Annotated in this window: 15 protein-coding genes and 3 pseudogenes; 8 read left to right on the plus strand and 10 right to left on the minus strand. The window is 69.2% G+C overall.

Annotation, left to right across the window (positions count from 1 at the left end; translation table 11 throughout):
- Positions 1–4 precede the first annotated feature (4 nt).
- Positions 5–253, minus strand: a complete 249-nt coding sequence (locus tag BN1186_RS07230; protein ID WP_040283886.1) for a helix-turn-helix domain-containing protein — start codon at positions 251–253, stop codon at positions 5–7.
- On the opposite strand from BN1186_RS07230, the gene BN1186_RS15445 reads away from it, so the two are divergent.
- Positions 246–602 carry a hypothetical protein gene (locus tag BN1186_RS15445; protein WP_180349034.1) on the plus strand — a complete coding sequence of 119 codons (357 nt, stop codon included), beginning with the start codon at positions 246–248 and terminating at the stop codon, positions 600–602. The two genes, BN1186_RS07230 and BN1186_RS15445, sit on opposite strands and share 8 nt — an antisense overlap.
- 29 nt (positions 603–631) lie before the next feature.
- Here BN1186_RS15445 and BN1186_RS07240 read toward each other — a convergent pair.
- The 8 genes and pseudogenes from BN1186_RS07240 to BN1186_RS07270 form a co-directional block, all read right to left on the minus strand.
- Positions 632–868, minus strand: a pseudogene (locus BN1186_RS07240) (integrase core domain-containing protein); the annotation flags it as partial.
- Positions 853–1,354 (minus strand): annotated as a pseudogene (locus BN1186_RS07245) (IS3 family transposase); the annotation flags it as partial. The pseudogenes BN1186_RS07240 and BN1186_RS07245, both read right to left, overlap by 16 nt.
- A 21-nt stretch (positions 1,355–1,375) precedes the next feature.
- Positions 1,376–1,549 (minus strand): annotated as a pseudogene (locus BN1186_RS15995) (transposase); the annotation flags it as partial.
- A 374-nt stretch (positions 1,550–1,923) separates the two neighbouring features.
- Entirely contained in the window at positions 1,924–4,173 is a 2,250-nt protein-coding gene (locus BN1186_RS07250) for a DEAD/DEAH box helicase (protein WP_040283460.1), read from the minus strand.
- A gap of 639 nt (positions 4,174–4,812) precedes the next feature.
- Complete coding sequence (locus BN1186_RS07255; protein ID WP_052459908.1) at positions 4,813–5,418, minus strand: type II secretion system F family protein; 606 nt, start codon at positions 5,416–5,418, stop codon at positions 4,813–4,815.
- Positions 5,415–6,191, minus strand: a complete 777-nt coding sequence (locus BN1186_RS07260) for a type II secretion system F family protein (protein WP_139650943.1) — start codon at positions 6,189–6,191, stop codon at positions 5,415–5,417. Before BN1186_RS07260 ends, BN1186_RS07255 begins: the two co-directional genes overlap by 4 nt.
- Positions 6,192–6,285: 94 nt before the next feature.
- Positions 6,286–7,431: a TadA family conjugal transfer-associated ATPase gene (locus BN1186_RS07265; RefSeq protein ID WP_082031258.1), complete on the minus strand. Its 1,146-nt coding sequence runs from the start codon at positions 7,429–7,431 to the stop codon at positions 6,286–6,288.
- Positions 7,424–8,038 (minus strand): CpaE-like family protein, encoded by a 615-nt coding sequence (locus tag BN1186_RS07270; protein ID WP_147625366.1) that lies wholly within the window; start codon positions 8,036–8,038, stop codon positions 7,424–7,426. The genes BN1186_RS07265 and BN1186_RS07270 overlap by 8 nt, the downstream gene beginning before the upstream one ends.
- A 605-nt stretch (positions 8,039–8,643) precedes the next feature.
- On the opposite strand from BN1186_RS07270, the gene BN1186_RS07275 reads away from it, so the two are divergent.
- From BN1186_RS07275 to BN1186_RS07295, 7 genes are read left to right on the plus strand one after another with little or no spacing between them, the layout of a single operon-like run.
- Positions 8,644–9,384 (plus strand): class I SAM-dependent methyltransferase, encoded by a 741-nt coding sequence (locus BN1186_RS07275; RefSeq protein WP_052459911.1) that lies wholly within the window; start codon positions 8,644–8,646, stop codon positions 9,382–9,384.
- A 52-nt stretch (positions 9,385–9,436) separates the two neighbouring features.
- Entirely contained in the window at positions 9,437–9,940 is a 504-nt protein-coding gene (locus BN1186_RS07280) for a phage holin family protein (protein ID WP_040283461.1), read from the plus strand.
- A gap of 13 nt (positions 9,941–9,953) precedes the next feature.
- A complete protein-coding gene (sp36, locus tag BN1186_RS15450; RefSeq protein ID WP_180349036.1) occupies positions 9,954–10,112 on the plus strand; it encodes a Sp36 family protein in 159 nt (52 codons plus the stop codon).
- Positions 10,112–10,567 carry a RidA family protein gene (locus tag BN1186_RS15455; RefSeq protein ID WP_040283462.1) on the plus strand — a complete coding sequence of 152 codons (456 nt, stop codon included), beginning with the start codon at positions 10,112–10,114 and terminating at the stop codon, positions 10,565–10,567. Before sp36 ends, BN1186_RS15455 begins: the two co-directional genes overlap by 1 nt.
- Positions 10,530–11,240, plus strand: coding sequence for an endonuclease III (gene nth, locus BN1186_RS07285; RefSeq protein ID WP_052459912.1), 711 nt, complete (start codon positions 10,530–10,532; stop codon positions 11,238–11,240). Before BN1186_RS15455 ends, nth begins: the two co-directional genes overlap by 38 nt.
- 25 nt (positions 11,241–11,265) lie before the next feature.
- The gene (locus BN1186_RS07290; protein WP_246043264.1) at positions 11,266–11,862 is read left to right on the plus strand and encodes a TlpA family protein disulfide reductase; all 597 of its coding nucleotides are present in this window, start codon (positions 11,266–11,268) and stop codon (positions 11,860–11,862) included.
- Positions 11,859–12,485, plus strand: coding sequence for an NUDIX hydrolase (locus BN1186_RS07295; protein WP_052459913.1), 627 nt, complete (start codon positions 11,859–11,861; stop codon positions 12,483–12,485). Before BN1186_RS07290 ends, BN1186_RS07295 begins: the two co-directional genes overlap by 4 nt.
- Positions 12,486–12,552: 67 nt before the next feature.
- Here the strand turns inward: BN1186_RS07295 and BN1186_RS07300 are convergent, their stop codons facing one another.
- Positions 12,553–12,858, minus strand: a complete 306-nt coding sequence (locus BN1186_RS07300; RefSeq protein WP_074436967.1) for a WhiB family transcriptional regulator — start codon at positions 12,856–12,858, stop codon at positions 12,553–12,555.
- Positions 12,859–12,892 lie beyond the last annotated feature (34 nt).

A 12,892-nucleotide genomic window follows, 5' to 3' on the forward strand; every position in this document is an offset into this window, starting at 1 on the left:
CGGATCACCTCGAGGTCCTCGAAGGGCCCAGCCGGCCCTCCGCCGACTTCTTCCACACCCGGGCCTCCAGATGCGCCTCGCCCAGGGCCTGAGTCAGCTCGGCGACCTCGGCCTCCAGCTGCTCCTCCCGGGAAGATGGTCCGGACCTGCCGGCCACCAGGGCGGTCTTGCCGGCTTCCAGGAACTCGGCCTTCCACCGTCCGATCGACTGCTCACTAACTTTCTCCTTGCGTGCCGCTTCGGCGATGGACATCTCGCCGGCCAGCACAGCCCTGCCACATAGTCTGACGCGCGACAATCTTGAGCACGCGGTTGATTTGGGGGAAGAGTCGTTCGAGGAGGCGGAAGTTGCCGCGTGTGATGCGTTCGATCGCGGCGATGGCTTGGGCGTCGGTGAAGTCTTCGGGGTCGAGATCGTGGCCGAGTCGTTTCCAGTGGCGGGTGAGGAGGAACAGGAGTTCTTCGCGTCCGAGGGCTCGGTAGCGGTGTGCGAAGCCGAGTCGGCTGTAGAGCTGGGGGTAGTGTCGGAAGCGCTGGTCGATGCCGGGCATGCCGATCAGGATGATCGCGATGTGCTCGCGGTCGTGGAGGTCTCGGAGTAGTTAGAACCGCCTGAGGTTTCGTGCCGCTCTCATGTGGGTTGCAACTCTGGGTTGAGAGCAGCGTAGTGGGTGTCCTCGTACTCTGCTGGGGTGAGGTAGCCGAGGGTGGAGTGGAGCCGTCGCTGGTTGTACCAGTCGACCCAGCCGGCGGTGGCGAACTCGACATCAGAGATCGTCTTGTAAGGCCCGTCGTGGAAGACGGTCGTGCGGATGCATTCGGGTCTGCTGAAGGTTTGGTTGACCTCCGGGGTTATGCCGCCAGTGTAGCGGCGGGGTTGTAGATGAGTTCGTACTCGATGGGGGTGAGTTTCCCGAGGCGTCGTTGACGACGTTTCCGGTGGTACTTGCCCTCGATCCACGAGACGATCTCGAGGCGGAGTTCGTGGCGGGTAGTCCAGGGTTGGCGGTCGAGGACGTTCTTCTGCAGCAGGGCGAAGAACGACTCCATCGCAGCGTTGTCACCACAGGCCCCGACGCGGCCCATTGAGCCGCGTAGCCCGTGACGTTTCAGGGCTTTCAGGAAGCGTCTGGAGCGGAATTGAGAGCCTCGGTCCGAGTGCACGATCACTCCGGTGGGCCGGCCTCGGTGAGCCACGGCCATCTCAAGAGCGTTGACCGCGATCCGGGCCTTCATCCGCGAGTCGATCGAGTAGCCCACGATCCGGTTGGGAGTTCACATCCTTGATCGCACACAGATACACCTTTCCCTCGCGGGTACGGTGCTCGGTGATGTCGGTGAGCCACAACTGGTCCTTGCGTGCCTCGGGGTCCGTTGTGGGTGTCATTCCGTGGGACTGGAACCTCGCGTCACGGACCCACGCCTGCAGCGTGGTCTTCGCGACACCCAGGTCCTTGACGACCTGCTTCTGCGGGATGCCTGAGGCGACCAACGCGACCGCGTCGCGCTTGAACTCGTCGGAGTAAGTGATCTTCGGCATGGTTGCCATCCTTTCAGCACAACCTCCTCCCAGAAGTCATGCGGTCTTGGAGTCAACCAAACCTTCAGCAGACCCCCGGTGGTCCCTCAGTGTCCTCACCCTCCAGGCCCTCCTGGTCGTAGCCACCGGGCTCATAGGCGGACTGCTCGCGGGAATCACAGCCATCGCGCTGTTCTCCCACTTCGCCGCAGAAGGGGCATTGACCCTAGAGATTCCCTGGAACTACCTAGCACCAGTTACAGCCGGAACCGTCACAGCCACAGTCCTAGCCTCCCTCCTCGCGCTCACCCGCCTACGTCCCCAACAGACCCACAACTGACCATGCGCGACTGACGACACTCAGCCTTCCCAGAACCGCGCCACCCAGCGATCCAATCCACAGCTCACCCCAACAGCAGGCCGAGCAGTTCTGCAGCGTCTGTCTTGTTGAGCACCTGGTTGGCGTTGCCGCATTTGGGAGAGACGACGCAGGCCGGGCACCCCTCTGCGCAGGCGCAGCGGGTGAGTCGTTCGTAGGTGGCGGCGAGCCACTCGTCGATCACTTCGAAGCCCCGGTAGGCGAAGCCTGACCCGCCCGCCATGCCGTCGTGCACGAAGACGGTGCACAGCCCCGTATCCGGGTGCAGTGCTGTGCTGACGCCGCCGATGTCCCACCTGTCGCAGGGCGCGAAAGCGGGCAGGAGGCCGATCGCGGTGTGCTCCATGGCGTGGGCCGCCGCACCCATCTGAAGCTCCTGCCAGCCGAGGCGCCTGGCCAGGTGTGCGGGCACCGTCCACCACACGGCCTGTGTGGTCATGCGGTGTTGCGGCATGTCGAGCGGCGTGGTGTCCCAGACCTCGTGGGTCACCTCGTCTCTGCGCAGATAGGCGGTCACCTGCGAGTCGAGCCGCACGTCGCCCCGACACACCTGCATCACCCCCAACGGTTTGCAGTGGTCCTCACGCAGGATCTCGATGTCGAAGGCCGATTGCGGCTGCGTGTAGTACTGCGTCCGCCCAGCGGTGACGAACGCCTGGTGTTCCTCGCGATCGAGGTCCTCGACGAGGAACGTCTCACCCTGGTGCAGGTAGACGGCGCCGGGATGGACGGTGCGGTCTGCGGCGGCCATGTCGACCTCCCCCACAACCCGGCCGGTGTCGCGTTCGATGATGTCGATGGGCCGCTCCCCGATGGCCCTCAGGTCGATGAAGTCGACGGCGCGATCCGGGCGGGTCCAGAAGTACCGGCCGGCTCTGTTGCGCAGGACGCCCTGCTGCGCCAGCGCGTCGGCGAGGGTACGGGTGGTGGGCCCGAACCAGCGCTCGTCCTCCGCGGAGAGTGGAAGCTCCTGGGCCGCGGCGGCGAGATGGGGGCCGAGCACGCGGGGATTGTCCGGGTGCAGCACGGCGCGCTCGACCGGCGCGTCGAAGATCAGCTCGGGATGCTCGAGGAGGTAGGCGTCGAGCGGGTTCTCGCGCGCGAGCATGACGACGAGGGCATCCTGCCCCCTGCGCCCAGCGCGGCCGGCCTGCTGCCAGAACGAGGCGAGCTTGCCCGGGTAGCCGGAGATGAGCACCGCGTCCATGCCTGCCACGTCCACACCCAACTCGAGGGCATTGGTGCTGGCGAGACCCCGCAACTCGCCGGAATGGAGGGCGGCCTCCAGCTCACGCCTGTCGTAGGCGAGGTAGCCCCCTCGGTAAGAGGCGACCCGGGTGGGCTCGCGCGCCATCTCCTGCGCCGCCATGGAGATGAGCTCAGCCCCCTGCCTGGAGGCGACGAAGGCGATCACCTGCCGCCCCTCGTCCGTAAGGCCGGCCAGCAGCCTCGCGGTATCGTCGCGCAGCGACTGTTCCGGCCGCCACAGCGCCACCGTCCGCCTACCCGACGGCGACGTGTCCTCCTCGATCACCCGCACCGGGCCCGTCCCGATGAGCGTCTCGGCGAATTCCGCGGCGTTGGGCGCCGTCGCGGAGGACAGGGCGACGGTGGGCTCAGCGCCGTACTGCGCCGCCACCCGCCGCAACCTGCGGATGACCTGTGCCACGTGCGCGCCGAAGATGCCCTGGTAGCGGTGCGCCTCGTCGACGACGATGTAGCGCAGCGAACTCAGGAACCTCGTCCATCGCTGGTGGTTGGGCAGGACAGCGAAGTGCAGCATGTCCGGGTTGGTGAGGATGAAGCTCGCGTGGTCGCGCGCGAAGCGCCGCTCCGCCTCGTCCGAGTCGCCGTCGAGGGTGCTGACCCGCCATCCCTTCGGCCCCAGCGTGGCCGCGGCCCGGGCCTGATCGTGCGCGAGAGCCTTGGTGGGAGAGATGTACAGGGCGGTGTGCCGCGGCGTGGTGAGTTGAGCACGCAGGGCCTCCACCTTGACGCCCAGCTTTCCGTGGGCGCCCGCCGCGATGATGGGCATGAGGTAGCCGAGCGACTTACCCGAGCCGGTGGGCGTGCACACGATGGCATGCTCGCCGCGGAACAGTGCGTCAGCGAACGCCACTTGATGGCGCCATGGGGCTGCGATGCCGGCTTCTTCAATCCGTGCAGCGGCCTGCTCCGGGAGCCACTCCGGCCAGGACGCGGGCATGCCGGGCGAGGCGTCGCGCTGCGAGACAGCGGCCACCTCGTCGCGGTTGAGCACCCAGGAAAACGTCACAGGCCAACTGTGCCAGGCGGCTCCGACAATCTCCCGTCGCGGGAGGAGTCACGCGCCCGTAGCCCTGCGCCCTCCAGTTATCCACAGGTTTGGAATGTGTGCTCGATGCACGCACCCCGACACCGGACGCTCCGGCAACCACGCCGACAGCGGTGTCGGTGCTGTGCCCCGACAAGCAAAAGCGTTGAAGCCGTGGATGGGGGATGAAGGACGCGAGTTTCGAGGCCACGCCTGGACGTAGCAGCCCTAGGTCGCCGTCCACGCGTACGGGTAACACTCGCGTCCTTCGTCCCCCAGCCTCGGCGGAGCACAACCGCCGTGGCCAAGGTGATGGTGACGCTGCAGCGGTTTCGACACGGTCGCGGTCCTCGCAAGCTCGGACGCAACCGGCTCAACCAGCGTTGGGCCCTTCGTCCCCCATCCTCGGCGGAGCACACCCGCGGTGGATCAGGTGCTGGATCGACTGCGGGGGCCCTTTACTTCGACCTGTCCGGCGCTTCGCGCTGGGACAGGCTCAGCACAAGCGTCGTCCGCGGGCTCGCGTCCTTCGACCAGACGCGCTGCTCGTTCCTCGCAGGCGCCTGGCTCAGGACACGAGCTCGCAGGCGAACGCTCAGGGACCAGTTGCGGGGTGACGGCTCAACCAGCGAAGAAGCCCTTGATGAGGCCCGCGACGATGGGGACCACGCCGATGAGGATGAATGCCGGCAGGAAGCACGCCATCAACGGGATCACCGAGCGCACGCCCACGGTCCGGGCGGCCTTGAGCGCCTGATCCCGGGAGTCCTGACGGGCGTCCTCTGCGTGGACCTTCAGCACGCCTGTCAGAGAGGTGCCGGAGCGCTCGGATCTGGCCATGTCGGCGGCGATCCTCCCCCACACCGCATGCTCCTTCAGGTGCTGCCAGGCGTCCGGGCCTGCGCGGCCCAACGCCAACTGGGCGGCGACCTCCTTCAGGAGGCGCCCGGTAGCCGGAGGGGAAACCCGCGCCACGGTCTCCACCGCGGCGGACATCGGTTGGCCCGCCTCCAGGCTCACCGCCAAGAACTCCAACGCTTCAGGCAGTTCAGCGATCAGCTCCTTCTCCTCGCGGGACACCTTCCTGGGCCCGAGTTCTGCCGTCAGCCAACCCGGCAACGTGCGTCGTGCCCGGGGCTGCAGCCGGCTCAACGCCGTTGCCGGAGTGCGCAGCCAGACCGCCACGGCCAATGCCCCCAGCACCGCGGCCAACATCAGCTCGGTCATCGCGACGACTTCCCCTGCGCGAGCTTGTCAATCCACAGCACGCCCGCCGCCGTCAGGGTCACCGCGGCCAGCACCAGCACCTGGCCCAGCCCCTCCCCCAGCAGGAAGCTCACCGGATCTGCACCCGCCATGAACCCCAACCCGACGGCGAGGAACGGCAGCGCGGCCATGATGTGCCCGCTCGTGCGCGCAGCGGCGAGCTCCGCGTCGACGACGGACTGCAGCTGCCGTTGACGCCTCAGGGTCTCCGCCACCTGCGCGAGCACCTCCGCGACGGGCGCTCCACTCCGCTCACTGACCGTCCACGCTGAGGCCACAGCGTGAAGTCCGCCCTGGCCGGGAATGGAGGCGGCGCGCTCCAGCTCAGGCGCCACATCCGCGCCCAACTTCGACGCTGTGGCGGCGGGCCTGAGCACCGGGGAGTCCTCCGCGGCCTCTGCGAGCGCAACGCTGGGGATCTGGCCCGACTTCAGCAATGAGCTGAGCACCCTGGCGGCCACCGCGCACTCCGCAGCCCGCTTCGCCGCGAGCTTGCGACGCCGGGCGCTCACCACCAGCCACCCCACGGTGCCCACGACGATGCCCGCCACCGCAAGCCAGCCCACCACGCGCGGCCCCAGAGTTCCCGCCACGCCGAGCGAGGCCAACCCCGCCAGCACCGACCAGGGCGAGACCTTCCATTGCCGACGGCGGCGGGGCGGGTCGAGCCGTCCCAGCCCCGGCGCGGGGCCAAGCCCACCCCCGCCAGCACCGACCAGGGCGAGACCTTCCATTGCCGACGGCGGCGGGGCGGGTCGAGCCGTCCCAGCCCCGGCGCGGGGCCAAGCAGCAGTGCCGCAGCCAGGGCCGCGAGGAGCGCCGCGCCAGTCATAGCGTCACCAACCGCGAGAGTTCGGCGCCGGCCTCACCGTCGAACCGGATGCCGTCAGCCGTGAACGTGGCGGCCGACGCTATCTCGACCGTCCCGTCAGCCCCGCGCCGGAAGAGCCCCACCTGCTCCACCCGTCTGGCCCCTGAAGGCTCGCGCCTGACGTGGATGACGAGCCGCAGCGCGGCCGCCACCTGCGCGTGGCACGCGTCGCGGCTCAACCCACCCAGGGCCGCCAACGCCTCCAGCCGCGCGGGGATGTCGCGCACCGAGTTGGCGTGGACGGTGCCGCAGCCTCCCTCGTGGCCGGTATTGAGAGCAGTCAGCAGATCCGTCAGTTCCGCCCCGCGCACCTCGCCCAGCACCACGCGATCCGGCCGCATGCGCAGCGCCTGCCGCACCAGGGTGGTCAGCGTGATGGCCCCAGCACCCTCGGCGTTGGCGGGCCTCGACTCAAGCCGCACGGTGTGCGGGTGATCCGGTATCAACTCCCGCGCGTCTTCCACGATCACCATCCGCTCGTGCGCCGGCACCAGCGCCAGGAGAGCGGAGAGCAGGGTGGTCTTGCCCGTTCCGGTCCCGCCCGAAATCAGGAACGGCACCCGCTGCGCGATCACCGCCCTCAGCAGGCACGCACCCTTGTCCGACAAGGAACCGGCCGCTACCAGATCATCCAGCGAGAAACTGCGGCGCGCGGGCACCCGTAGCGACAGGCACGTGCCGGGGGCCGCGACCGGCGCCAGCACCGCGTGCAGCCGCACCCCTCCGGGCAGGCGGCCGTCGACGAAGGGCGAGGCGTCGTCGAGTCTCCTGCCGCAGGCCGCGGCCAGCCGGATCGCCAACCGTCGTACCTGCTCGTCGTCCACGAAACGCACATCCGCGCGCTCCAGCCCGGCACCCCTGTCCACGAACACTTCGTGCGGCCCGTTGACCACCACATCTGAGACGCCCGGCTCGGCGAGCAGGTCGTCGAGCGGGCCCGCACCCAGGCTGTTGCGGCGCAACTGCCCCAGCACGTCATGGACCACCGCATCCGTGACGATCACCCCCATGCCACGCAGCGCCCCGGCAACGTCCAACGGGGTGTAGGCGCGGCCCAGTGCCGCCAGCCTGGTCTGCAACGTGTCGAGTTCGAACTCAGCCACCACGCACCTCCTTCAGAACCTGCGCCACCTGTCTCCGGTACCGACGCGCGGGCCCCGCCACCGGCACCATGCCCAATTCCGCCAACCGGGGCACAGCCTTGTGTTGGCCCACCGCCCCCACACATGGCACCCCGAGCGAGCGGGAGACCACCTCCACCGGGATGGCGCGCCCCATCCCCTGCCGCACCACCACCGCTGTGGGCACCACAGCCCGGGTCTCGGCCAGCATCCGCGCCGAGGCCACCGAGCGCACGTCTGCACCCACCATCAACACCACGTGATCGCACTCCACCGGAGGCGGCTCGCGCCCCACGTCGAGCACCACGAGCCCGGCCGTGCGGGCCAGCGACCCGACGGCCGCCGTGACCGCCGCCGACGGCGGTGCGGCCGCGGATTCCCGCCCCTGCGCGAGCACCGCCAGGCCCTCGACCGCGGGCAGGCTGCCGAGGAGGTCTCCCAGTTCGCCGCGCGCATGCCCGAGATCCGGCCACCGCACACCGGCCGAGGTCTCGGCCCCCACCAGCAGATCCAGCCCTCCACCTGCAGGCGCAAGCTCGACGACCGCGGCCCACTCACCGCCGGCCGCTGCCAGCAGCGCCAACGACACCGCCAACGTGCTGGCGCCGAACCCGCCGGAGGACCCCACTCACCGCCGGCCGCTGCCAGCAGCGCCAACGACACCGCCAACGTGCTGGCGCCCAGCCCGCCGGAGGCCCCCACCACCCCCACCACCGAGCCGCGAGCCGCATCCTTGCGTACAGACGCCGACATCGCCTCCGCCAGGTGACCGGCCTCATCCGGCAACGGGAGCACCGGCAGGCCGAGTCCCGCAGAGCAGCGGGCCAATTCAGAGGCCGACGGCCCCACCAGGTAGGCGCGGCCGGGCGCGACCCCCGACCAGCGCGCAGCCACCTCCGTCGAGACCAGGCGCAACGCGGCCTCAGACCAGGCGACCCGCACCTCGTCTGGATGGTGCGCCACCCGCAGCGGCACCTCGAGCGCCGCGGCGGAGACCTCCACCGCCTCGATGACGGCGGGGTCTCGGGCGCAGAGCAGAACATGTGGTTCCATGCCCACCACTCTGGCCAGCCGGTCACCGGATATTCGATGACCTTCGCTCGCTGTGGATAACCCCCGACACGGCGTGTCGCACGCCAGCCGCCCCGCCCCGCGGCCAGCTAGGCTGGCCCTACCCCGACATGGAAGGACGGCATGAGCATCACCCTGCCCGACGAGGCCCTCACCTGGCTTTCCGTGTGGCAGGACGTGCGCGCGCTCGCCTTGGCCGAGGACGCGCACCTCACGCGTCGGCTGTCGGCTGCAGGCAACACGATCTTCGCGCTGACGGACAACCCGAAGCTGTACACCCGGCTGTCGTCGCTCGAGCGCGTCACCGCGCTCCTGGCCCGGCCGGAGGCGATCCCCACGGACCCGCTGCAGTTCGAGGTGGTCTTCGCGCACCAGAGCCTGCACCGCTACGACCTGGCCGAGGCCCTCCCCCAACTGGCCCGCGTGCTCCGCCCAGGAGGCTGCGTCAGCGCGTCCTACCTCGTGCGCGACGACTCGGTGCCGTGGGTGCGCCGCCTCGCCGCGCTGCTGCGCCGCTACGACCCCATGGCAATGAAGGGCGACTACGGCCACCAGAGCCTCGACGTGCTGGGCGGCTCCAAGTACTTCCCCGAGGTGGAGCGCCGGGCGTTTCGCATCTGGCAGCCCATCAGCCGCGACAACCTAGTGGCGATGGTCCGCAACCAGCCCCTGGCCTCCAACCTCGACCAGTCCCAACTCGACGGCCTCATCAATCAGGTCACAGACCTCTTCGACGGCGCGGTGCGCCCCGGCGAGAACCTCCGCCTGCCGTATCAACTCCTCTGCTGGCGCGCGTGGGTCAGCCACGAGGAGCTCACCGGCCCGGTGCACCTGCCGGACAGCGGCTTGGCCATCCCCCTCTGATCCCCTGCTTGGGTGACATGCCCTAGGCTGTTGCTGCGAAAGGAGCATCCACATGCCCGTTGAGCCCGTAAAGCCCAGCCACCCGCTCGTCGACATCAAGGACTCGCTGTCTGAGTTCGTGTCCAAGACTTCCGAACTGGCCTCGGCCGAGATCAAACCCTCTGCCAAGGCAGCCGGCATCGGATCCGGCTTCTTCGCGGGGGCCGTGATCTTCGCGCTGCACGCCCTCTGGATGCTGGTCATCCTCATCGCGCTGGCTGTGGGACTGCTCCTCCACGCCCTCACGCCGCTGGGGGCCTTCCCGTCCATCACGCTCGGCTTCCTCGTCAGCGTGCTGTTCTCCCTGCTCGTGGCGGGCATCCTGTTCACGTTGGGCCGCGGCAAGTTCAAGGCGGTCAAGAAGCCTGAGGCCACCCTCACGGAGGCCAAGCTCACCCTCGACGCCGTGGTGGACGCCGTCGCGTCCCGCAAGAAGGACGCCGACGTGGTGATCCGCCCCGAGGACCTCCCCCGGTTCCGCGACGCAGACCTCGAGAACACCTTCGGCCGTCCGTAGTACGTTGATCCCCATGAACAAGTGGGAATACTTCGTCGCGCCCATCCTCTCACACGTCGCGCAGCAGATCCTCAACAACTTCGGCTCCGAGGGGTGGGAGCTGGTCCAGCTCGCCCCCGGCCCCAACCCGGACACCCTGGTGGGCTACTTCAAGCGCCCCGCGCAGGACTGATGAGCGCCTCCGCACGCCTGGCCGAGCTCGGCATCGAGCTCCCGCCAGTGGCAGCCCCCGTCGCCGCCTACGTGCCCGCCACCCGGGTGGGCAACCAGGTCTGGACCTCCGGCCAGCTGCCCTTCGTCGACGGTGAACTCACCGCCACCGGCAAGGTGGGCGGCTCAGTGTCCCCCGAGGATGCGGCAGCCGCCGCCCGCACCGCAGCGCTCAACGCGATCGCCGCGGCTGCCGACGTCGCGGGCGGGATCGATGAGATCCGCCGCATCCTCAAGGTGGTCGTGTTCGTGGCCAGCGCCCCGGACTTCACCGGTCAGCCAGCCGTCGCGAACGGGGCCTCCACGCTGCTGGGCGACGTCTTCGGCGACGCCGGCCAGCACGTGCGCAGCGCCGTGGGCGTCGCGGCGCTCCCGCTGGATGCGGCCGTGGAGGTCGAACTCATCGTCGAGGCCTGACGTGGACCAGCCGGCCGCCATCAACGAGAGGCTCGCGGAGACCTACCCGGACGCGCACTGCGAGCTGGATTTCCGTGACCCGTTCGAGTTGCTGGTGGCCACTGTGCTGTCCGCACAGTCCACCGACCGTCGCGTCAACGCGGTGACCGTCGAGTTGTTCCGCCGCTTCCCCACCCCGCCTGCGCTCGCGGAGGCGGAGCGGGAAGAGGTGGAGACGATCATCGGGCCGGTGGGGTTCTACCGGAACAAGACCACCGCGATCATCGGGCTGAGCCAGCGCATCGTCGACGAGTTCGACGGCGAGGTGCCGGGCTCGCTCGAGGATCTGGTGTCGCTGCCGGGCGTGGGCCGCAAGACCGCCAACGTGGTGCTCGGCAACGCGTTCGGGGTGCCGGGGATCACGCCTGACACCCACCTCATCCGCCTCGCGAACCGCTTCGGCTGGGTGGACAGCACCAAGCCTGATGTGGTGGAGGAATCCGTAGGTGCACTGTTCCCGCCAGACGAATGGGTGATGCTGTGCCACCGTGTGATCTGGCACGGCCGACGGTGTTGCCACGCCCGTCGCCCGGCCTGCGGCGCCTGTCCGGTCGCCGAACTGTGCCCCAGCCGCGACATCGGTGAGCAGGACCCGGCCAAGGCGGCCAAGCTCCTGCGCAAACCCCGCGCCTGAGCGCGTCGGGTAGCCTCGGGGCACCATGAGGATTCGGCCTATGATCGCCGCGCTGGGCGCGGCGGCTCTGTTGGCGGCGTGCACGCCGTCGGAACAACCCACCCCCACGGAGCCCGCCAGCACCCCGCCGGATCTGGCGGCGCTGCGGGTCGAGTACGGGCTACCTGACTGCCCGGACACGGACCCGGCTGCACAGCAGATCGACGGCGGGCTGCCGCGGACCGATCTGGCCTGCCTGGGCAGCGACAAGCGGGTCAACCTCGCCGGGCTGGAGCGCACCCCCACCATCATCAACGTCTGGGCCCAGTGGTGCGGGCCGTGCCGCGAGGAGGCCCCGTTCCTCCGTGAGGGGTTGGCGGAGCTCGACGGCGTCTCGTTCCTGGGTATCGACTACAACGACCCTCTTCCGGACTGGGCCATCGAGTTCGCCGGCCGCGTCGGCTGGATCTACCCCCACGTCGTCGACCAGGACAAGACCCTGCAGGTGCCGCTCAAGGTGCCCGGCATCCCGTCGACCTACTTCGTGGATGCCGAGGGCAGGATCGCCGGCGTCCACGCCGGACCCATCGAATCCACCGAGCAACTCACAGAGCTGGCCGCCGAGTACCTGGGGGTCTCGTGAGCGTCTTCGGCCCATTGCGCGACGCGCTCCGGGAGCCGCAGACTGCGCGTCAGATCGGCATCGACCGCACTCCGCGGGGTGAGCGCTCCGCCGCTGTCCTTGCGTTGTTCACCGACGAGGCGGATCCCCTGCTGACGTTCATCACCCGTTCGGCGACGATGCGCCGGCATGCCGGACAGATCGCGTTGCCCGGCGGTGGCGTCGATGACACGGACCGGGACCGGGCACACACCGCCCTGCGGGAGGCCAATGAGGAGATCGGGCTACGGCCTGAATCGGTGACGGTGCTGGGGCAGCTGCCCGCGTTGTGGGTGCCGGCGTCGCGCTACGACGTGACCACCGTCGTGGGCACCTGGCCCGGAGACGCAGAACTCGGCGTCATGGATCCGCGCGAGGTGGACGCGGTGCACCAGTACCGGATCTCCGAGTTGACCGCCCCGGAGGCCCGCCTGATGGGCCGCCACCCCAGCGGCTTCCTCGGCCCGTCATTCGTGCTGGGCGAGCAGTTCATCTGGGGCCTCACGGGGCACTTGGTGGACTGGGTGCTGGACCTGGCGGGCTGGTCGCGTCCATGGGAACGCGACCGGGTGGCAGCCGTCCCCGAGCGCTTCCTGCGCGACTGAGAGCTCAACGCGGCCGGAAAAGAGAAACGGCGCGTGGATTTCTCCACGCGCCGCGCACAACTGGCTGTCAGCGGCGATCCACCGGGACGACGGTGAGGTTGGACTCCGCGTTGTAGTTGACCAACACGTCGTACCAGGAGTCGATATCCGGGCGCTGGCGCAGCAGCGCGCGCCGTTCCCGTTCGGTCATGCCGCCCCAGACGCCCCACTCGATCCGGTTGTCGAGGGCCTCCGCGAGGCATTCTGAACGCACTGGGCATCCCACGCACACAGAACGAGCCCGTTTCTGGTCCTTACCCTCTGGAAACAGAGCGTCCGCCATGTCCCGGCACTTGGCCTGAAGCGTCCACTCACTCACCTCAGCAAGCGACATCAGCTGCCCTCCCTTGCGCAGTTTGTCTGGTGCA

The sequence above is a fragment of the Tessaracoccus massiliensis genome (assembly GCF_000826065.2).
Taxonomy (GTDB): Bacteria; Actinomycetota; Actinomycetes; order Propionibacteriales; family Propionibacteriaceae; genus Arachnia; species Arachnia massiliensis_A.